Raw genomic sequence first — 20135 nt, 5'->3', positions numbered from 1 at the left:
CCACGGCTTCGGAATCGAGGAAGCACATCGAATGAAAGTCACCGTCGTCGGCACTGGGTATGTGGGGTTGGTCACGGGCGCCTGCCTGTCGGAAATGGGCAACCACGTGTTGTGCCTGGATCTGGACGCCGACAAGATCAAGACGCTCAACGAAGGTGGCATCCCGATCCACGAGCCGGGTCTGCTGGAGGTGGTGCGCAACAACGTGGCGGCCGGCCGGCTGCAGTTCACCACCGACGTGGAACGCGCGGTGTCGCACGGCACGATCCAGTTCATCGCGGTCGGCACGCCGCCCGATGAGGATGGCTCGGCCGACCTGAAGTACGTGCTGGCGGCGGCCCGCGCCATCGGCCGCACGATGACCGACTTCAAGGTGATCGTCGACAAGAGCACCGTGCCGGTGGGCACCGGCGACAAGGTGCAGGCCGCCGTGGCCGACGAGATCGCCAAGCGCGGCATCAAGCTCGATTTCGCGGTGTGCTCGAACCCCGAGTTCCTGAAAGAGGGCGCGGCGGTCAAGGATTTCATGAGTCCGGACCGCGTGGTGGTGGGTGCGGACGACGAGCGCGCGATCCTGCTGATGCGCGCGCTGTATTCGCCGTTCACGCGCAACCGCGATCGCATGATGGTGATGGACATCAAGAGCGCCGAATTCACCAAGTACGCCGCCAACGCGATGCTGGCCACCCGCATCAGCTTCATGAACGAGCTGTCGCGTCTGGCCGAGGTGATGGGCGCCGACATCGAACTGGTGCGCCAGGGCATCGGCTCGGATCCGCGCATCGGCACGCACTTCCTGTACGCCGGTGCGGGTTACGGCGGCAGCTGTTTCCCCAAGGACGTCAAGGCGCTGGCCAAGACCTCGGCCGATGCCGGCCTGCCGAGCAAGATGCTGGAGGCGGTCGAGGCCGTCAACGACGAACAGAAGCTGGTGCTCGTCAACAAGGTGGTCGCCAAGTACGGCGAGGACCTGAGCGGGCGCACCTTCGCGCTCTGGGGCCTGGCCTTCAAGCCCAACACCGACGACATGCGCGAGGCTCCCAGCCGCGTGATCATCGAGGAACTCAACCGCCGCGGTGCCCGCATCCAGGCCTATGACCCGGTGGCGATGCACGAGGCCAGCCGCGTGATGCCCGCCAGCGCGCAGCTCGCCTACGCCAGTGGCGCCAGCGCCGCGCTCGAAGGCGCCGACGCGCTGATCATCGTCACCGAGTGGAAGGAGTTCCGCACGCCCGATTTCGACGGCATCCGCGATGCGCTCAAGGACAAGCGTGTGTTCGACGGCCGCAACCTGTACGAGCCGGCGCTGATCCGCGCGATGGGGCTGGAATACCACTGCATCGGGCGGCCGTGAGGGATTGAGGTCGACGGGGCTGCCCGCGCTGCGGCCGGCGGTTTCCCTGCTGCCGGCGAAGGATCTTGAACGGTGATCTACTGATTTTTCCCAAAAAGTCAGGAGTTCACCGATGTCACTCGAGAGCGACCGCCTTTCCGAGCAGCGCCCGCTGGGCCGTGCCAGCGATTTCCCGCCCGAAGTGCTGCGCCTGTTCGACCAGTACGTGCACGGCCAGATCGACCGGCGTGCGTTCATCGACTCGGCCGGCCGGTTTGCAGCCGGTGGCATCGGTGGTGCGGGGTTGCTGGCGGCGCTCAGCCCGCGGTTCGCCTTTGCGCAGAAGGTGTCACCCACCGATGCACGCATCAAGGCCGAGTTCGTCGAGATCGATTCGCCGGCCGGCTACGGCAAGGTGCGGGGTTATCTGGTGCGCCCGGCCCAGGCTGCCGGCAAGCTGCCCGTCGTGCTGGTGGTGCACGAGAACCGCGGCCTGAACCCGCACATCGAGGACATCGCCCGCCGCCTGGCGCTCGACAACTTCATCGCCTTCGCGCCCGATGCGTTGCATACGCTGGGCGGTTATCCTGGCGACGAGGACAAGGCCCGTGCGTTGTTCGGCCAGCTCGACCAGGCCAAGGTGCGCGAGGATTTCATCGCCGCTTCGCGTTACGCGCACGCCCTGCCCGCGGGCAGCGGCAGGCTCGGTGTGGTGGGCTTCTGCTTTGGCGGCGGCATGGTCAATTTCCTGGCCACGCGCCTGGGCAGCACGATGGTGGCGGGCGTGCCGTTCTACGGGCCGGGCCCGGCGGCCGATCAGGTGCCGCAGATCAAGGCCGAACTGCAGTTGCACCATGCCGGCAACGACGAGCGGATCAACGCCGGCTGGCCGGCCTACGAGGCGGCGCTGAAGGCCGCCAACGTGCGCTACGAGGCCCACATCTACCCGAAGACCGAACACGGCTTCAACAACGACACCACGCCGCGTTTCGACGAGGCGGCCGCCAGGCAGGCCTGGGATCGCACGCTGGCGTTCTTCAACCGCACGCTGCGAGCGGCCGGCTGATCGGCATCAGGCCTGGTGCGGCGTTGCCTGCGGTGTATGCGACGCAGCCGGCCGGAACGGCTCGCTGCGTGTCAGCGGCATGCTGGCCGACTTGGGGAAGCGCACCGAGACCCGGCCGCTGCGGTCCAGGAAGAACTGCGCCAGCATGCCTTGCACGCGCACCGAGAACTTGGCGTACAGGCCGGACTCGATCATGTTGCGGGCCGCTTCGGTCTGGCCCGCCTGATGGGTGGCCAGCACGTCGGCCGCGGCCACGTGGAAGGCCCGGTGGCTGAGCACCAGCTTGCGGAAGCTGGGCAGGTGGCCGTAGTGGGTGCAGCCGGGGCCGTGCAGCCACCGGCCGAGTTCGCAGCAGTCGTCGCGGCGCACCTGCTCCATCCTGTAGCGCTTGTCGTCGGCGCCGTCGAGCACGTCGACGAGGCGGCTTTTCCACTGCTGGTGGACCCGCATGGCCCGTCCGAAATCGAGACCGTCAAGCTCGGTATCGTGCTCGCTGCCGCACACCGGCGCCGGCAGCGTCGACGGCACCGCCGCCCAGTTGCCGCCTGAAGCGTCGACGATGCGCAGACGCGCTGCCAAGTGCACGAACCATTCCAGCCAGGCCATCGAAATCCCTCGGTGAGACGGGCCCGTCCGCACGACTGCGGCGGTTGGAAACGATTGTTACGAATCGACTTACGACAAACTTGCAAGTGACATTGGCTACCTTAAATGAACAAGGTTGCAACATCGGGGAAGTTTCCGATTGCGCAGACCCCCTGCATCAAGGGTTGTCGCAGAGCCTGGTGCTGCGTTGATGGCGGTGCAGCCACAGCAGTGCAAGGCCGAGCAGCGCCAGCGGAAACAGCGAGCCCAGATTCATCGCGGCCCAGCCGCCGGTGGTGACGAGCGCGCCAGAGCCGAAGGCGGTGAGCGTCATGGTGAGGTAGACGCAGAAGTCGACCGCGGCCTGCGCCGTGGTGCGCTCTTCGGGCCGATAGGCTTGGGTGGCCAGCGTGGTGCCGCCGATGAACAGGAAGTTCCAGCCCACGCCCAGCGCCAGCAGGGCCGCCAGGAAGTGCATCAGGTCGACCCCTGACAATGCGATCACCACGCAGATGATGTTGAGCAGCAGGCCCACCGCCATCACCGGCAGGGTGCCGAACCGCTTGATCAGCGAGCCGGTGAAGAAACTCGGCACGAACATGCCGAGCACATGCCACTCGAGCACCAGGGCGGCGGCCGAGAACGGGTGCGCGCACTGCGCCATCGCGATCGGCGTGGCCGACATCAGCAGGCTCATGACGCCGTAGCCGAGCGCGCAGGCGGCCACCGCGACGATGAAGACCGGCTGCCGGGCGATCTCGCGCAGGGGCCGTCCCCGAACCTGCGGCTGGCCGGCCACCGACAGCGGCGGAAACTCGATGAAGCTCATCAGCAGCAGCGCCAGCGCGCCGACACCGACCAGCGCCACGTAGGCGCCTGCAAAGGGCTGGATCAGCACGTCGCGGCTGGCGTTGGCCAGGTTGGGGCCGACCACGGCGCCGATGATGCCGCCGGCCAGCACCCACGAGATGGCCTTCTCCTTGAGCGACGGATCGACCAGTTCGCTGGCTGCGAACCGGTAGAGCGAGGCGTTGGCGCTGTAGTAGCCGGCCATCACGGTGGCGCCGGTGAGCAGCCAGAAGCTGCCGCTGATCGCCGCCCATGCGCACAGCGCCGAGGCCAGCATCGCGACCAGCAGGCCGAGCTGGAAGGTGCGTCGTCGCCCCCAGGCGCGCTGGTGTCGTGCCACCAGCGGGGCCGCCATGGCGCTGCCTGCCACGTAGCCGGCCACCGGCAAGGTCGCCATCCAGGCCACCGGCGCCAGGTTCAGCCCGACCAGGCCGTTGATCGCGATGAGGGTGACGTTGTTCGAGAGGAACAGCCCCTGGCAGAGGGCAAGCAGCAGCAGGTGGCGGTTCATGGCGGGCAGACGGTGTCGATACAACCCAGTGTATCGACGCCGCTGCAGCGCCAGCCGCGGACGCTCAGTACGCGTTGCGGTCGAACAGCGTCAGGCCGGCGGTGCGCGCGATGATGCGCAGGTCGAGGCCGAGGCTCCAGTTGCGCAGGTACTCGATGTCGAGCCGCACGCGCTCGGCCATCTTGTCGGTGGTGTCGGTTTCGCCGCGGCTGCCGTTGACCTGGGCCCAGCCGGTGATGCCCGGGCGCACCTTGTGGCGCACCATGTAGGCCTTGATCAGCTCGCGGTACTGCTCGTTGTGCGCCAGCGCGTGGGGGCGCGGGCCGACGATGCTCATGCGCCCTTGCAGCACGTTGATGAACTGCGGCAGTTCGTCGAGCGAGGTGCGGCGCAGGAAGGCGCCGAACGGCGTCACGCGCGGATCGTTGCGGGTGGCCTGCTGCACCACCGGGCCGTTGTCCTGCGTGGTCATCGAGCGGAACTTGTAGACCACGATCTCGCGCCCGTCCAGGCCGTGGCGGCGCTGCTTGAAGATCACCGGGCCGGGGGACGTGCGTTTGATGCCGATCGCGATGGCCAGCATGATCGGCGCGATCAGGACCAGGATCAGGCTGGAGATCACGATGTCGCTGGCGCGCTTGAGCAGCGCGTTGGTGCCGATGAACGGGCTTTCGAGCAGACCGACCACCGGCACGCCGTCGAGGTTGCGCATGCGGCCCTGGATGACGTTGACGCCGAACACGTCGGGCACGAAATAGAGCGTGGCAGCCGAATCCTGCAGCGCACTGACGAGCCGCGAGATGCGCGGCTGGCTGCCCAGCGGCAGGGTGATGTAGGCGTCGCGGATGCCGCGCTCGCGGATGATGTCCTGCACCTGCTGCATGCTGCCGATGACGTCGTGGCGAGCGCTCGCCGGGCAGCGTTCGAGGTCGCGGTCTTCGACGAAGCCGATGAAGTCGTGGCCGACCGCGCTGCGCTGGCGCAGCATGTTGGCCACCCGCACGCCCAGCTCGCCGGCGCCGATCACGAGGGCGCGCCGCCGGGCGTGTTCTTTGCGTGCGCGCTGGCGCAGCCAGATGTGGCCGGTCGCGGCCACCAGGCCGTGCAGCAGCGGAGAGACCACCAGCCAGAGCGTGACCGCCTCGGTGTTGAAGAACTTGTAGGTGTCGGTCGCATAGCCGACCAGCAGCAGCACGCAGGTGACGGTGATCCACGAGCCGACGATGCCGCTCGCCGCGGTCGCCGGCGATGAATGAAAGCGGTTGGCGCCGGGGAAGGTCAGCACCATGACGACCAGGGCCAGCAGTTCGGTGGCGCGGTCGATCGGTTCGTCGAACGCCAGGGTGCACAGCATCAGGGCCAGCACCGACACCATCGGCTCGGCGATGCCGGCCACGAAGCTCGAGATCGACTGCGGCGGCGTGGGTGCGAAGCCGCGCGCACCCAGCATCGCGTTGCCGAGTTGCCAGGCGGGGGAGATCTGCCGCACGGCGTTGCCATGGTCAGGTTTGGCAGGGCTCGGTAGAGACGCCGCTGCGCTGGGTTGCGCGGTCATGCGTGTTTGCTCGCTGGAAAATTGGATTGCGTTCATTGTGCGCACCCACCGGGTCTCGACACGCCGCGTTTCTCGTGTTCCGGCAGGATGTCGGCAATGTGCACGCCGCAGGCCGCCCGGAAGCTCCCTTGCCCGCGGGGGTGGTGTGGCCCGAACACGTCGACGCCGCGATGTCCAGGCGAAAAAAAACGGACCGAGCGATCCGTTTCCGACTGGCGCGACCGAGGTGCGCAGAGGCTGTGTCAGGCCGCGAGCGCGATCCGGCGCTTGCGTGCGACATGGCCCAGCAGGCCCAGTCCGGCCAGCAGCATGGCCCAGGTTTCGGGTTCGGGCACGGGGGTCGGAATCGGTACCGGCGCCGATGCCACCGAGATGTGCGATCCGATCGAGCCGAATGTCTTGCCCGAGAAATCGAAGAACAGTTCGTGCGACGGGCCGTCGAGCAGGCCGAGGAAGGTGAAGTAGCTGTAGGTCGACGCCCCGAAGGACAGCGAACTGAACGTCATGGCCGCACCGTCGAGCGTGACGGACGTGCTGACCGGGCGCTGGGCCGGGTCCACGTTGGTGACATCGAGCGACATCAGCACCGTGTACAGCCGCGGTTCGGTGTGATCGGGCGCGAAGCCGAGGGTGGTGTCCATTCCGCCGCTCAGCGAGCTGGAATAGAACCAGGCGTCGTCGGTACCGCCCACGCGATGCAGGTTGCCGTTGAAGTCTGCGCGTGCCACAAGTGACGTGAGGCCGAGCAGGACGACAGCGATGAAACGTTTCGAATTCATGAACTTCTCCCGTTGGCGGCCACTGCTTGCATGAAATGCAGGTGCAAACAGGCTGCCTGGGAGAGATTGTCGAGATGTAACGCTGATCGGCCATCCCGCGACCGGGGGATCCGCAGGCCGGATCCGGGGGGGTGTTCAGGGCTACAGGACCCGTCCGAACCAGGCCACGCTGAGCCCGGCCGCCAGCACCACCAGGGCCGCCGCCAGACCGGCCAGCAGCGCGGTGACTTCGGTCTCCTTGCGCTCGAAGACCAGCCGGCTGCTGAGGGTGTCATAGACCTTCTGCAGGTCGGTGGCGCTGCCGGCGTAGAAGTATTCGGCCTGGGTCAGGTTGGCGATGTTCTTCAGGGTGGCTTCGTCGAGCCGCACCCGCATGCTCCAGCCCTCGAAGCCGATGATCTCGCCGCTGGTGGTGCCGAAGCCGACGGTGTAGACCTTGACGCCGCGGTCGGCCGCCATCTTGGCGGCGTCCATCGGGTCGGGGCCGGTGGTGCGCTGGCCGTCGGTCAGCAAGATGACGGCCGCCGAGCCGTAGCTGCCCGGCGCCACCGGCTTGAAGTCGTCCTGCTTGTCGCTCTCGCCGATGCCCTTGGGCATGCGGCGCTCGCCGGTGATGTCGCTCAGATCGATGCCGGCCTCCGGGAACAGCGTCGCCAGGCTCAGCACGATGCCGCTGCCGATGGCGGTGCCGCGCTGCAGCTGGAAGCGGTCGATCGCCGCGAAGACGTCGTCGCGGCTGTGGGTGGGTGCCTGCACCACCGCGGCGGTGCCGGCAAAGCTGACCACGCCGACGCGCACATGGCGTGGCAGATCCTTGACGAAATTCTTCGCCGCCACCTGCGAAGCCACCAGCCGGTTGGGCTCGACATCGGTGGCTCGCATGCTGCCGGACACGTCCATCGCCAGCAGCAGGGTCTGGTCGCGCAGCGGCAGCGTCAGCGTCGCCACCGGCCGAGCCAGCGCCAGCAGCAGGCTGGCCAGTGCCAGGGCCAGCAGGATCGGCGGCACATGGCGCCGCCACGAGCCGCCGCGTCCGACCGCCTGCTTGATCAGGCCGAGGCTGGCGTAAGGCACCACCTGACGCTTGCGCCGGTGCAGCAGCCAGACATAGAGCAGCACGAGCAGCGGCAGCAGGCCGAGCGCCCACAGCAGGCTCGGCCACAGGAAGCTCAGCGGGATCGCGGTCAGGTTCATCGGGGTGTCTCCGGCCGCGCAGGCTGCGCGGTGGTCGGGCCGGCGCTGCCTGCCCTGTGCGGGGCGGCGCCCGCGCGCTGATTGCGGCGCAGGCGGCGCAGTGCCAGGAAGCGCCGCAGGGCCTCGAGCAGCGGCTCGGCGGTGCCGAGCTCGAGCGTGTCGACACCGGCGCCGGCGAGGCCGTCCAACACGCGGCGCTCGTGGGCTTGCGCCAGCGCGGCGTGGCGGGCGCGCAGGGCCGGATCGTCGGTGTCGACCAGCAGTTCTTCGCCGCTTTCGGCGTCGCGCAGCAGCACCAGGCCGGCGGCCGGCAGCTCGTGTTCGGACGGGTCGCTGAGTCGCACCGCCAGCACGTCATGGCGCAGTGCCAGCCGGCCGAGCGGCGCCTGCCAGCCGGGCTGGCTGATGAAGTCCGACACCACCAGCACGGTGCAGCGGCGGCGCAGGCGGTGCTCGGCAGCCTGCAGCAGATCGGCCAGCCGGGTGGCTTCGTCGGTGCGGCTGATGGCTGGGCGGTTACCACGAAACCAGCCGCTCAGCCAGCCCCGAACCGGCAACGGCGGGGCGACTGTTTCAGTTCGAGACAGTCGGTGCGGCCGGGTGATGCGGGTCAGCAACTGCAGAACCTGGCCGCGGCCGCCGCGCGCGGGCAGTTCTTCGGTGCTGCTGCCGCCCTGGCGGTAGATCAAGGCCGACACCCGATGCCCGCTGCGCGTGAACAGCCGCGCCAGCACGGCGATCAGTTCGGTGGCGACCTGCTGCTTGGTGCGCACCCCGCGGTTCGCATCGGTCGGGCCGGCCGCGTCGAACCCGGTGCCGGGCCGCCCCAAGCCGGGTTCGATCCCCATGGGGGGTCGACCGCCGCATTCGGCGGGCGGGGGGCAGACGGTTCCCCAATTGACGGACGAGCTCAGGTCGAGCAGGAACACCACCGTCATGTCGCGGTCTTCCTGGAACTGCCGCACGTGGGGCACGCCCACGCGCGCGGTCACGTTCCAGTCGATGTGGCGCACGTCGTCGTGCGGCTGGTACTCGCGCAGGTCGGCCAGATCGAGCCCGGTGCCGCGCAGCAGGGTGCGGCAGTCGCCCTGCAGCAGGCCGTCGAGGCGGCGGATCACGGTCCATTCCAGGCGCCGCAGCAGGGCCTCGGCCAGTCCGGGCGTGACGGCGGCGCCCGGCCGGGCCGTGGCGGGCAACGTGGGCGAGGAGGGCGCCGTGCCCTCGAGCCCGCCTCGAGCCGCCGATGTCGCCATCGGCTCGCCGGCATGGCGCCGCCGCAGCCCCACCGCTGCGAGCAGGCGCTGGCGCAGCAGCGGGTTCATGACGATTCCTGGTGCGCCAGCGGCTTGGCCGGCGCGGGCAGGTGGGCCAGCATGCGCGCGATCAGCGTGTCGGCGCTCAGGCCTTCGGCCAGCGCCTCGTAGCTGAGTACCAGGCGGTGCCGCAGCACGTCGGGCGCCAGGTCGAGCAGGTCTTCGGGCAAGGCGTAACCGCGTCCGCGCAGCATCGCCAGCGCGCGGGCGCCTTCGATCAGGGCGATGGTGGCGCGCGGGCTGGCGCCGTAGCTCAGCAGCGGCGCCAGTTCGGGCAGGCCGCCGCGCACCGGATCGCGGCCGAGCGACACCAGCTTGACGGCGTACTGCACCATCGACGGGTCGACGTAGACCTCGCGGCAGGCCCGCTGCAGCGCGGCGAGCTGGTCGGTGTCGGCCACCGTCGCCACCGTGATGGCCGCGCCGGTGACACGCTGCACGATCACGAACTCTTCTTCTTCGCTCGGATAGCCGACCAGCACCTTCATCATGAAGCGGTCGACCTGCGCCTCGGGCAGCGGGTAGGTGCCCTCGGTCTCGATCGGGTTCTGCGTGGCCATCACCAGGAACGGCTCCGGCACCCGGTGGCTGACGCCGGCGATCGTGACCTGGCGCTCCTGCATCACCTCCAGCAGCGCGCTCTGCACCTTGGCGGGGGCGCGGTTGATCTCGTCGGCCAGCAGCAGGTTGGTGAAGACCGGCCCGAGCGAGGTGCTGAACTCGCCGCTCTTCTGGCTGTAGATGCGCGTGCCGACCAGGTCGGCCGGCACCAGGTCGGGCGTGAACTGGATGCGCTTGAACTGGCCGTGCACCACCTGTGCCAGGGTCTTGACGGTGAGCGTCTTGGCCAGCCCCGGCACCCCTTCGACCAGCAGGTGGCCCTGCGCCAGCATCGCCACCATCACGCGTTCGAGGAACTTGTCCTGGCCGACGACCACGCGCTTGACTTCGTAGAGGATGCGCTCCATCAGCGCCGCGGGGGCGTCGATGTTCGGCGGCGCAACGCCGGCGGGCATGTCGATGACGGGATGGCTGATCTGCATGGGGCCTCGCGGGTCGGGTGGTTCAGAACGGCGGCATGCCGACCGCACCGGCGGCGCTCTCGATCGGCACGGCAAAACCGATGCCGATGAAGGTGCGCGCGGCGGTCGGGTTGAGGATGGCGGTGACGATGCCCACCACCTCGCCCTCGGAATTGACCAGCGGCCCGCCCGAATTGCCCGGGTTGGCGGCGGCATCGAACTGGATCAGGCGGCTGAGCGTGTTGCGTCCCTCGGGCGAGCGGAACTCGCGGTCCAGCCCCGACACCACGCCCGACGACACGCTCGGCCCGATGCCGAACGGGAACCCCACCGCCACCACCGTGTCGCCGGCGGCCAGGTCGCCGGTGCCGCGCAGGGTGGCGGGCTCCAGGTCGTCGGGCAGCTTGAGGGCGCGGATCACGGCCAGGTCCTGCTCGGGCTGCACGTTGACCACCCGCGCCTCCGATTCCAGCCCGTTGGCGAACGTCACCAGGATGCGCCGGGCGCCGTGGATGACGTGGAAGTTGGTCAGGATCAGCCCGTTCTCGACGATCACCACGCCGCTGCCGACACCGCGGCGCGGGTGTTCGGGGTCGCCGTCTTCGTCGCCGTCGTCCGCGTCGTCGGCGGGCGGCCGGGCCTTGCCGGGTGCCGGCCTGGCCGACTTGTCCTTGCCGGCGGCCGGGGCCTTGCCGTTTTCGGGCTTGTCCGGCGGCGTGGCGGGGCGGTCTTCGAGATCGAGCTGCCCGACCACCCGCACCACCGACGGCATGATCTTGTCGGCCGCCTTGCGGGCCGCCGACGGCAGCGGCTGCGTGTTGAGCGTGTGCAGCACCGCGCGGTCGATGTCCTTCTGCGTCAGCCGCGGCGGGCGGTGGTCCTGCTGCCAGAGCAGCGCGCCGCCGAGTGCCAGCGCCAGTGCCATCCAGGCGATCCACAGCGTGCGGGGGGCGGCCAGTGCACGGGCCCAGCGCTGGCGGCGGCTGGCCGGGGCGACCGCTGCAGGGCCCGAAGGGTCGAGGGCGGGCCGTGGCGTGGCAGGCGCGGCGCGGCTGTAGCTGGGTGTGCGTTTCATCGGCGCCCCTGCGCCAGCCCCGGTGGCCGGCATGTGCGCAAGTTAGCACGGCCGGGGCGATCTTGTCAGTGCCGGGTTGTCCGTGGCGGCCGGCTCATGATGCGGCATCATGGCCCGATGAACGGCGCCTGGATCGACACCCACTGCCACCTCGACGCGAGCGAGTTCGACGCCGACCGCGCCGCCGTGCGCCGTCGGGCGCGCGAGGCCGGTGTCGGCCTGCTGGTGCTGCCGACGGTGTGCAGCGGCAACCTCGCGGCGGTGCAGGCGCTGGCCCACGCCGAGGGCGACGCCTACGCGCTGGGCCTGCACCCGCTCTACGTCGGCCACGAGCCGCCGGGCGCGCTGGCCGACCTGCGCCGCGCGCTGCAGGCCGCGGCGGCCGACCCGCGCCTGGTGGCGGTGGGCGAGATCGGCCTCGACGGTTTCGTGCCCGGCCTCGACTGGGCCGTGCAGACTGATTACTACAGTGCCCAACTGCGCCTGGCCGCCGAGTTCGACCTGCCGGTGATCGTGCACGTGCGGCGCTCGGCCGACGCGCTGCTCCAGCAGCTGCGTCGCATCCGCGTGCGCGGCGGCATCGCCCATGCCTTCAACGGCAGCGAGCGGCAGGCGATGGCCTTCGTCGAACTGGGTTTCAAGCTCGGCTTCGGCGGCGCCATGACCTTCGACCGCGCCCTTCAGATCCGCCGCCTCGCCGCCACGCTGCCGGTGCAGGCGCTGGTGCTGGAGACCGATGCGCCCGACATCCCGCCGCACTGGCTCTACCGCAGCGCGGCCGAACGCGCGGCCGGCGCGCGCTCGCGCAACGAGCCGGCCGAGCTGCCTCGCATCGCCGCCGAGCTGGCGCAGTTGCGTGGCATCGGCCTGGACGAGCTGGCGCGCCAAACCGGCGCCAACGCCTGTGCCGCGCTGCCGCGGCTGGCTGGGTTGCTGGCGGACGGCGCTGTGGCCGCCGATTCATGAAGCCGGCACCTCGTCCACCTGATCGCGACCTGCCGCTGCTCGAAGGGCTGGCGCCGGTGCTCGGCCCGCACACCCGGCTGATGCTGCTGGGCAGCTTTCCGAGCGTGGCATCACTTGCTGCGCAGCAGTATTACGCCCACCCGCGCAACCAGTTCTGGCCGCTGCTGGGCGCGCTGTGGGGCGTCGACCTGGTCGCGCTCGACTATCCGCAGCGGCTGGCCGTGGTGCGCGAGCGCGGCCTGGGCATCTGGGACGTCTACGCCGGCTGCCGCCGCGCCGGCAGCCTCGACAGCGCCATCCACGACGCCCGCCTGAACGACCTGGCGGGCCTGCGCCAGCGCCTGCCGCGGCTGGCGGCGCTGGCGCACAACGGCGGCGAATCGGCGCGTGCGATGCGCATCACCGCCACGCTCGGCCTGCCGGTGCATCGTCTGCCGTCCACCAGCCCGGCCAACGCCAGCTGGCGCTTCGAGCGCAAACTCGCCGCCTGGCGCGAGGTGTTTGCGCTTTACGATATTGCATGACCTTGCTCAACAACATCGACGGCGAACCCGGCCTGCTGGCCCAGCGTTCGCCCGCCCGCAAGAAACGCGAAGCCGGCACGCGCAAGTTGCCGGTGGCCACGATCTCCGAATTCGAAGGCGTGCGCTACCTGCACCTGGGCCAGACGCCCTGGGTGCAGGGCGCCATGCGGCTGCGCAAGACCCGCGTGATCGAGCTCGAATACGTGCGCCGCATGATGGTCTGGCTGCTGCTGCACGAGCCCGACCGCTGGGCCGACCTGCACGCGGTGCAGCTGGGCCTGGGCGCGGCGGCGCTGACGCGCTTCTGCCACACCGAGCTCAAGATGTGCACCACCGCGGTCGAGCTCAACCCCCAGGTGATCGCCGCCTGCCGGCAGTGGTTCCGGCTGCCGCCCGACAGCGATCCGCGCCTGCGCGTGATCGAGGCCGATGCCGGTGCCTGGGTGGCCGAGCCCGAACAGGCCGGCACCGCCGACGTGCTCAACATCGACCTCTACGACCACCAGGCCGCAGCGCCGGTGCTCGACGACGACGCCTTCTACGCCGCCTGCCACACCCTGCTGGCCGACGACGGCGTGCTGACCGTCAACCTGTTCGGCCGCAACGCCAGCTTCGGCCGCAGCGCCCGGCGCATCCAGGCCGCCTTCGTGCCCACGGGCGGACAGGTCTGGATGCTCGATCCGACCGACGAGCACAACACCATCGTGGTGGCACTCAAGGGCCGCGGCCTGCCCCCCGCCGAGGTGCTGGCGCAGCGCGCCGGCGTGATCGAGGCACGCACCGGCCTGAAGGCCCGCGAGTGGCTGCCGATGCTCAAGCCGGTGCCGGTTGCACGGGCCTCTCGGGCCAGGACGGCCGCGGCGTCGGCCACCCCCGACGCGCCTGCCGAGGTGTCCACCGACCCGGCCACCGTCGCCTGATCACCCGGCCCGGAGTCCGCCATGACCTCGTCCCATGCCGGCGCCACGCCGACCCACAAGCCGGCCACGTCGGCCACGTCGGCCACGCGCAGCCTGAAGATCGCGCCCGGCCCGCTGGCCTGGAAGCAACTGGTCGCCTGGCTGCAGGAAGACGGCCTGATCGGCGCCGCCGCCGCCGCCACGCTGGCGCAGCGCCTGGCCGGCAGCAGCAGCCTGCACCCGCTGGTGCGGCTGGCGGGCGCCGGCCTGCTCGATGCCCGCAGCGGCGAGGCGCTCGACCTCGAGCTGCTGACCCGCTGGCTGGCCCAGCGCGTGAGCCTGCCCTACCTGCGCATCGACCCGCTCAAGGTCGACGTGGCGCGTGTCACCGAGGTGATGTCGGCCGGGTATGCCGAGAAGCGCCGCATCCTGCCGGTGCAGGTGGGCTTGAGCGAAGTGACCATCGCCACCAGCGAGCCGCACCTGCTCGACTGGGTCAGCGAGATCGCCGCCCACACCCGCAAGACCGTGCGGCTGGTGATCGCCAACCCGAACGACATCGCCCGCTACACCAGCGAGTTCTACAACGTCGCGCGCTCGGTGCGTGCGGCGCAGAAAAGTGGCGAGACCGCCTCGGCGGTCAACTTCGAGCAGCTGGTCGAGATGGGCAAGCACAAGCAGCTCGACGCCAACGACCAGGGCGTCGTGCAGCTGGTCGACTGGCTGTGGGGCTACGCCTTCGAGCAGCGCGCCAGCGACATCCACCTCGAGCCGCGGCGCGAGCAGTGCGTCATCCGGCTGCGCATCGACGGCGTGCTGCACACCGTCTACAACCTGCCGCAGACCGTGATGGCGGCAGTCACCGCGCGCATCAAGCTGCTCGGCCGCATGGACGTGATCGAGCGCCGGCGCGCCCAGGACGGCCGCATCAAGACCCGCAGCCCCAAGGGCGACGAGATCGAGATGCGGCTGTCGACCCTCCCGACGGCGTTTGGCGAGAAGCTGGTGATGCGCATCTTCGACCCCGAGACCGCGGTGCAGCCGGTCGAGGCGCTGGGTTTCGGGCCGCACGACGCCGCGCGCTGGCAGAGCCTGGTGGGGCAGGCGCACGGCATCATCCTCGTCACCGGCCCGACCGGCAGCGGCAAGACCACCACGCTCTACGCCACGCTCAAGGGGCTGGCGACCGACGAGGTCAACGTCTGCACCATCGAGGACCCGATCGAGATGGTCGAGCCGGCCTTCAACCAGACCCAGGTGCAGCCTGCGCTCGATCTCGACTTCGCCACCGGCCTGCGCTCGCTGATGCGCCAGGACCCCGACATCATCATGATCGGCGAGATCCGCGACCTCGAGACCGCCGAGATGGCGGTGCAGGCCGCGCTGACCGGCCACCTGGTCTTCAGCACCCTGCACACAAACGACTCGGCCAGCGCCGTCACGCGACTGCTCGATCTGGGCGTGCCGGCCTATCTGATCAACGCCACCGTGATCGGCGTGCTGGCGCAGCGCCTGGTGCGCCAGCTGTGCGCCGCCTGCCGCCAGGACGACCCGGCGGTGACGCCCGAGTTGCTGCAGGCGGCGATGCCCGATGTGCCGCTGGCCGAATCGTTGGCAGAGATGGGCGCGCTGTTCCGCCCGCAGCGCCCGGTCGGCTGCGACGCCTGCCGGCAGACCGGTTTCCGCGGCCGCCGCGGGCTGTTCGAGCTGCTGCTGCTGAGCGCCGAGCTGCGCAGCGCCATCGGCGAGCGCCCCGATCTGGCGGTGATCCGCCGCCAGGCCTTGCGCGAAGGGCTGCAGCCGCTGCGGCTGGCGGGGCTGCGCCATGTTGCTGCCGGCCACACCACGCTCGAAGAAGTGCTGCGCGCCACGCCGGCCTGGGAAAGCTGAATCGCGTTCAGACATCCTTGCGGCACGACATGCGCGGCACGGTGGCTGCAGAGGGAAAGCGATCCGGGGGCAAGGTCAATATCGACCAGCCCGCCGATCATGGCGCCCTTGAGCGCGTCTTCCAGGCTGCCGCCGTTGATGGCGGTGTTGGTCAGCGCCCGGCCGCCGGCGTTGACGAGGTTGGCGGTGAGCTTGTCGGTGAACGCGGTGCTCTTGGACAGGGTGTCCATGCCGGGCAGCGTGCCGATCTTGTCCAGCGCCCCGGCGGTCAGCGCGGCGGCCAGCGTGGCCTTGACGGTATCGCTGCGGCCCAGGTCCTTCAAGGTCTTGCCGATGTCGCCGCGGTTGTTGATCAGCGTGATGCTGGCCTGGCTGGCCAGGCTGGAGAAGGCGGCGTTGGCCATCAGGCTGGTGGTCGGGCCGGTGGCCCCGACCAGCCCGGCGCCCATGCCGCCGGTCACGCAGGCCACCGCGACGCTGCTGGTCGTAGCGCCATTGGTCATGCGCGAACCGCTGCGAATCAAGGTTGCAACCCGAAAAGCTCCTTGTGGTCGAATATCTTGGTTTGTTCTACGAAATCTTCGATGATGGATCGGATCCTGCCGTAGGGTAGATGAAACTCGCGAATCGTTTCATCCTCATCATGCGAATAAACAACCACATCTTCATTTGTGGCGCTATTGCGAAATAAGTAAACGTGCCAGTAACTATCCTTTGTTTCTTGAGGGGTCAATTCTATCCCTTCCGATAAGGAGATTGCCCCATCTTCACTGTAAATGATGTTCACGGCAGCTTCAAAAAGCTCTTCTTTATTCCTTCCGCGAGTCTCTGTTTGTTTGTCATCGTCTATTCGGCGAAGACGTTCCATCCAGAATTCGCTTTCTCCTGACAAGGTAACTGCTCTTGCGGACAATGAAGACCGTTTGACCAGGAAGACTCCATCAACGCAGAGGATGAATAGTCCTTCGACAGTTGACTGAACTGTCCATTCTTTTACTGGATCTAGCCAGATGGCAAATTCATGTGGGTTTCCGACTAACATAATTAGCCTTTCCTTTTCATCTTTGTCAAGCTCAAAACTGTTTGGGGAATATATTTTTTGTTTTGTGGAATAGGATTTCTGTCATCCGAAGTGCTTCCGTTCCAGTGATATGTTCCATCACCACCTTTTCCAGAAAATCGATGTACCCCACCATCCACATCGACGCTCCACCGAACACCCTGGTTTGTCGGATCGGGGATTGAATTGTTGAACAACTCCAAAGAATTCCTCGGCTCTATCCCTGCATCTGATCTATTGCCGAGCTGCCCAAGTGTGTGTTTGGTGTTCGACTCGATCTTCAAGCCATTCTGAGCGATGGTCTTGGCAGGTATCGGCAAGGCATTGTTGGCCTTCACCAACCCCTTGACGCCATCCCCCAGCCCGGGCAGAACCGTGCCGAGCACGGCCAGGCTGTAGTCCCCCATCGTCTTGGCCTGCAGCAGATCCTTGATATCGACGGCGATGCCCACCGGGGTGAAGCCGACGAAGATGTCGGTCAGTGTGCTGGCGAAGCTCTGCGACTGCTGCAGCTTGGTGCCGCAGGCCGCCTGGGTCAGGCTCTGGCAGTTCGTGCTGACGTACTGGTCGAGCTGTTTGCGGGCCTGTTCGATGCGTTCGGCGCGGCCCTGCAGGTATTGCAGGTTGCTGGCCTGGTTCTGCCGGCCCATCAGCTCGCCGATGAGCAGCGGGTTGCCACGGGCATTGCCGACCTGCCACATCACGCTGGCGCTCAGGCCGGCGGCGTCGACCAGCGCCTTGCGGTGCGTGTCCACGCAGACCTGGGTGGTGCAGGCGGCCAGCGCCGCGTCGTTGGTGGCCGACAGCTTGGCGTACTTGTCGAGGATGGCGTTGGTCTGGGTTTCGGTGCAGTTGCTGGTCTGGCAGGTATTGAGTTCACCTTGCAGCGCGACGAGCTGCGGCTTGGACAGGTAATTGTTCTGCACCGCGATCTCGGCCGTGGTGATGGCCGACTGGGCGTTGCCACCCGAGTAGGCGGCCACGCCGCCGGCGATGAGCTGGCTGTAGGCCTTGGACTTGGCGTTGTAGGCATCGACCGTGGCCTTGCTGGCGCCGGCGGCCGGCTTGGGCACCAGTTCGGCCACCATCTCGCCCACCGCCGCGCCGATCGCCCCGTCCTTGCACGTGCCCTGCGCCGCCGCCCCGGCCGCGCAGCCGGCCAGCGCGTGGGCGAGCTTGTGGGTGAGGTAGTCGGCTTCGAGCCCCTTGATCTCGCTGGCCACTGCGCCGTGCGCGGTATCGACCAGCCCGCCGATCATGGCGCCCTTGAGGGCATCTTCCAGGCTGCCGCCATTGATGGCGGTGTTGGTCAGCGCCCGGCCGCCGGCGTTGACGAGGTTGGCGGTGAGCTTGTCGGTGAACGCGGTGCTCTTGGACAGGGTGTCCATGCCGGGCAGCGTGCCGATCTTGTCCAGCGCCCCGGCGGTGAGCGCCGCCGCCAGCGTGGCCTTGACGGTATCGCTGCGGCCCAGATCCTTCAAGGTCTTGCCGATGTCGCCGCGGTTGTTGATGAGCGTGATGCTGGCCTGGCTGGCCAGGCTGGAGAAGGCGGCGTTGGCCATCAGGCTGGTGGTGGTGCCGGTGGTGCCAACAAGCCCGGCGCCCATGCCGCCGGTGGCCCAGGCCACCGCCACGCTCAGCAATGCCGCCCCGGCCGGCGTCAGGCCCTGCTGGTCGTAGCGCCACTGGTCGTGGGCGAGCTTGACGGGCTGCCAGTTGACGTCGCTGCGCGTGGTCAGCGTCTGCAGGTAGGCCATGCCCGGCTGCTGGCTCAGGCTCTGGATCTGCGTCTTGAAGTCGCCGGCCGGGATCCCCCCCGCGTCAGAATAGTTGTCGCCCCGATAGGAATCTGAATCCCGGGGGTAGGAAGAGAGACGGAAGTGGCCCGATACGGACAAGCGTTCAAGGACAAGGCGGTGGCGAGGTTGTTGCCACCTGAGAGTGCATCGCTGGAAGACGTGGCACTGGAGACAGGAGTTTCGTCGGCCACGTTGGAGCGCTGGCGCAGCGAAGCCCTGGGTCAGCCCGAACGTGAGCGGGTATGGACCGCGGCGGCGAGGTTTGATGCCGTGCTGACGACGGCGGCCATGGATGAAGCCTCCAAGAGCGCATGGTGCCGCACGAACGGCGTGTACCCCCAGGAACTTGATCAGTGGCGGGCGTCGGCCACACAGGCGTTGGCAGCGCCCGAAGAAGCGCGGGCCAGTCCGCAGCAGACCAAACTCGACCGCAAGCGCATCCAGGAGTTGGAGCGCGAACTGCGGCGCAAGGACCGGGCCTTGGCTGAGACGGCGGCGCTGCTGGTACTGTCAAAAAAAGTCGAGGCGATCTTCAACAGGGGCGAGGACGAATGATCGGACTCGAAGATCGCCGTGAGTTGACCCGAGAAGTGGAGACGGCCCATGCCAAGGGGGCGCGACTGCGACAGGCCTGCGAGATGGTGGGCATCAGCGTGCGCACGCTGCAGCGGTGGAAATCGGCGGGGCTGGAGCGAGGTGACGGCAGACCCGGTGCCGTTCGTCCCCAACCTGCCCGCGCGTTGAGTGCCGCCGAGCGAGAGCGGATTGTCTGCGTGGCCAACGAGCCCCGGTTTGCCGACATGCCACCCGCGCGCATCGTGCCGATGCTGGCCGACGAAGGGGTGTATCTGGCCAGCGAATCCACCTTTGCGCGGGTGTTGCGCGAGCAAGGCCAGAACATGCGCAGGGGAAGAGCCAGGACGCCCAGCACGAGCAAGCCGCCGAGCACGCACATCGCGTGCGCGCCGGGCGAGGTGTGGTGCTGGGACATGACCTATCTGCCCGCCACGGTGGTGGGGCGCTGGTTCTACCTGTACCTGATCCTGGATCTGTACAGCCGCAAGATCGTGGGCTGGGAAGTGCACGAGGCCGACGATGCCGATCACGCGGCCCATCTGGTGCGGCGATGCGCGCTGGCCGAAGGCATTGCGGCCAAGGTCCGCAAACCCGTTCTGCACGGGGACAACGGCGCCACGCTCAAGGCCACCACGGTGCTGGCGATGCTGAACTGGCTGGGTGTGAAACCGTCGTACTCGCGCCCCAGGGTGAGCGACGACAACGCGTTCGTGGAAAGCCTGTTCCGCACGGCCAAATACAGGCCGGAGTTCCCGGTCAAGGGGTTTGCGGATCTGCAGGCCGCGCGCATGTGGGCGGCCGGCTTTGTGCATTGGTACAACGTCGAGCACCGCCACAGCGGTATCCGATATGTGAGCCCGGCGCAGCGGCATGCGGGTGAGGACCGGGCGATTCTGGATGCACGCCACGAGCTGTACCTGAGCGCTCGACGGGCCAACCCCGCAAGGTGGTCGGGGCCGACGCGCAACTGGAAAGTGATCTCGGCCGTGACGCTCAATCCCGAACGGGACGCAGTCATTACGGCCCACCTGGATCAGCTCGGCAAACAGCCCGAAGCTGCATGACTCAGGCGACAACTATGTTGACACGTACCGGATCTGCGCCAGCACTGGGCCCTGGAAGACCGGGGCGGTCGGGCC

The 20135-nt window shown here is 68.4% G+C and carries 17 protein-coding genes and 1 pseudogene; 7 read left to right on the top strand and 11 right to left on the bottom strand.

Annotated features, from left to right (window positions below; all coding sequences use genetic code 11):
• Window positions 1-31: 31 nt before the first annotated feature.
• Together LCHO_RS11630 and LCHO_RS11625 are read left to right on the top strand one after the other, a co-directional pair.
• Window positions 32-1354 carry a UDP-glucose dehydrogenase family protein gene (locus LCHO_RS11630; protein ID WP_012347346.1) on the top strand — a complete coding sequence of 441 codons (1323 nt, stop codon included), beginning with the start codon at window positions 32-34 and terminating at the stop codon, window positions 1352-1354.
• 112 nt (window positions 1355-1466) lie between these two features.
• Window positions 1467-2399, top strand: a complete 933-nt coding sequence (locus LCHO_RS11625; RefSeq protein WP_012347345.1) for a dienelactone hydrolase family protein — start codon at window positions 1467-1469, stop codon at window positions 2397-2399.
• Between the two features lie 6 nt (window positions 2400-2405).
• On the opposite strand, the gene LCHO_RS22180 is transcribed toward LCHO_RS11625, so the two are convergent.
• From LCHO_RS22180 to LCHO_RS11585, 8 genes are all read right to left on the bottom strand, one after another.
• Complete coding sequence (locus LCHO_RS22180) at window positions 2406-3005, bottom strand: CZB domain-containing protein (protein WP_012347344.1); 600 nt, start codon at window positions 3003-3005, stop codon at window positions 2406-2408.
• A 157-nt stretch (window positions 3006-3162) separates the two neighbouring features.
• The gene (locus tag LCHO_RS11615; protein WP_012347343.1) at window positions 3163-4344 is read right to left on the bottom strand and encodes an MFS transporter; all 1182 of its coding nucleotides are present in this window, start codon (window positions 4342-4344) and stop codon (window positions 3163-3165) included.
• Window positions 4345-4408: 64 nt separating this feature from the next.
• On the bottom strand, window positions 4409-5899 hold the full coding sequence (locus LCHO_RS11610) for an undecaprenyl-phosphate glucose phosphotransferase (protein ID WP_012347342.1): 1491 nt from the start codon (window positions 5897-5899) through the stop codon (window positions 4409-4411).
• A 242-nt stretch (window positions 5900-6141) separates the two neighbouring features.
• Window positions 6142-6678 carry a PEPxxWA-CTERM sorting domain-containing protein gene (locus LCHO_RS22175; protein WP_012347341.1) on the bottom strand — a complete coding sequence of 179 codons (537 nt, stop codon included), beginning with the start codon at window positions 6676-6678 and terminating at the stop codon, window positions 6142-6144.
• Between the two features lie 141 nt (window positions 6679-6819).
• Window positions 6820-7872 (bottom strand): VWA domain-containing protein, encoded by a 1053-nt coding sequence (locus tag LCHO_RS11600; protein ID WP_012347340.1) that lies wholly within the window; start codon window positions 7870-7872, stop codon window positions 6820-6822.
• Window positions 7869-9194 (bottom strand): DUF58 domain-containing protein, encoded by a 1326-nt coding sequence (locus tag LCHO_RS24310; RefSeq protein ID WP_150105463.1) that lies wholly within the window; start codon window positions 9192-9194, stop codon window positions 7869-7871. The genes LCHO_RS11600 and LCHO_RS24310 overlap by 4 nt, the downstream gene beginning before the upstream one ends.
• On the bottom strand, window positions 9191-10201 hold the full coding sequence (locus LCHO_RS11590) for an AAA family ATPase (protein ID WP_043705217.1): 1011 nt from the start codon (window positions 10199-10201) through the stop codon (window positions 9191-9193). The genes LCHO_RS24310 and LCHO_RS11590 overlap by 4 nt, the downstream gene beginning before the upstream one ends.
• A gap of 49 nt (window positions 10202-10250) precedes the next feature.
• Window positions 10251-11282, bottom strand: a complete 1032-nt coding sequence (locus tag LCHO_RS11585) for a S1C family serine protease (RefSeq protein WP_043704237.1) — start codon at window positions 11280-11282, stop codon at window positions 10251-10253.
• Window positions 11283-11399: 117 nt separating this feature from the next.
• On the opposite strand from LCHO_RS11585, the gene LCHO_RS11580 reads away from it, so the two are divergent.
• The 4 genes from LCHO_RS11580 to LCHO_RS11565 are packed head-to-tail and all read left to right on the top strand — an operon-like array spanning window position 11400 to window position 15561.
• A complete protein-coding gene (locus LCHO_RS11580) occupies window positions 11400-12248 on the top strand; it encodes a TatD family hydrolase (protein WP_012347336.1) in 849 nt (282 codons plus the stop codon).
• Window positions 12245-12772, top strand: a complete 528-nt coding sequence (locus LCHO_RS11575; protein ID WP_012347335.1) for a DNA-deoxyinosine glycosylase — start codon at window positions 12245-12247, stop codon at window positions 12770-12772. The genes LCHO_RS11580 and LCHO_RS11575 overlap by 4 nt, the downstream gene beginning before the upstream one ends.
• On the top strand, window positions 12769-13692 hold the full coding sequence (locus LCHO_RS11570; RefSeq protein WP_012347334.1) for a spermine/spermidine synthase domain-containing protein: 924 nt from the start codon (window positions 12769-12771) through the stop codon (window positions 13690-13692). The genes LCHO_RS11575 and LCHO_RS11570 overlap by 4 nt, the downstream gene beginning before the upstream one ends.
• Window positions 13693-13713: 21 nt before the next feature.
• Window positions 13714-15561: a GspE/PulE family protein gene (locus tag LCHO_RS11565; protein ID WP_012347333.1), complete on the top strand. Its 1848-nt coding sequence runs from the start codon at window positions 13714-13716 to the stop codon at window positions 15559-15561.
• 140 nt (window positions 15562-15701) lie between these two features.
• Here LCHO_RS11565 and LCHO_RS24305 read toward each other — a convergent pair.
• From LCHO_RS24305 to LCHO_RS22170, 3 genes and pseudogenes are all read right to left on the bottom strand, one after another.
• Window positions 15702-15965 (bottom strand): annotated as a pseudogene (locus LCHO_RS24305) (DUF637 domain-containing protein); the annotation flags it as partial.
• Between the two features lie 116 nt (window positions 15966-16081).
• The gene (locus tag LCHO_RS22760) at window positions 16082-16603 is read right to left on the bottom strand and encodes an Imm42 family immunity protein (protein WP_083772715.1); all 522 of its coding nucleotides are present in this window, start codon (window positions 16601-16603) and stop codon (window positions 16082-16084) included.
• 2 nt (window positions 16604-16605) lie between these two features.
• Window positions 16606-18519, bottom strand: coding sequence for a DUF637 domain-containing protein (locus tag LCHO_RS22170; protein ID WP_012347332.1), 1914 nt, complete (start codon window positions 18517-18519; stop codon window positions 16606-16608).
• Here LCHO_RS22170 and LCHO_RS11545 point away from each other — a divergent pair.
• A protein-coding gene (locus LCHO_RS11545; RefSeq protein WP_085986844.1) for an IS3 family transposase occupies window positions 18502-20060 on the top strand; the annotation gives its coding sequence in 2 pieces (ribosomal slippage) (window positions 18502-18940 and window positions 18940-20060; 1560 coding nt in all). The genes LCHO_RS22170 and LCHO_RS11545 overlap by 18 nt on opposite strands.
• The last annotated feature ends 75 nt before the right edge of the window (window positions 20061-20135 follow it).

Source organism: Leptothrix cholodnii SP-6 (genome assembly GCF_000019785.1).
Lineage (GTDB): Bacteria > Pseudomonadota > Gammaproteobacteria > Burkholderiales > Burkholderiaceae_C > Sphaerotilus > Sphaerotilus cholodnii.
This window is presented reverse-complemented; position numbering and strand designations above follow the sequence as displayed.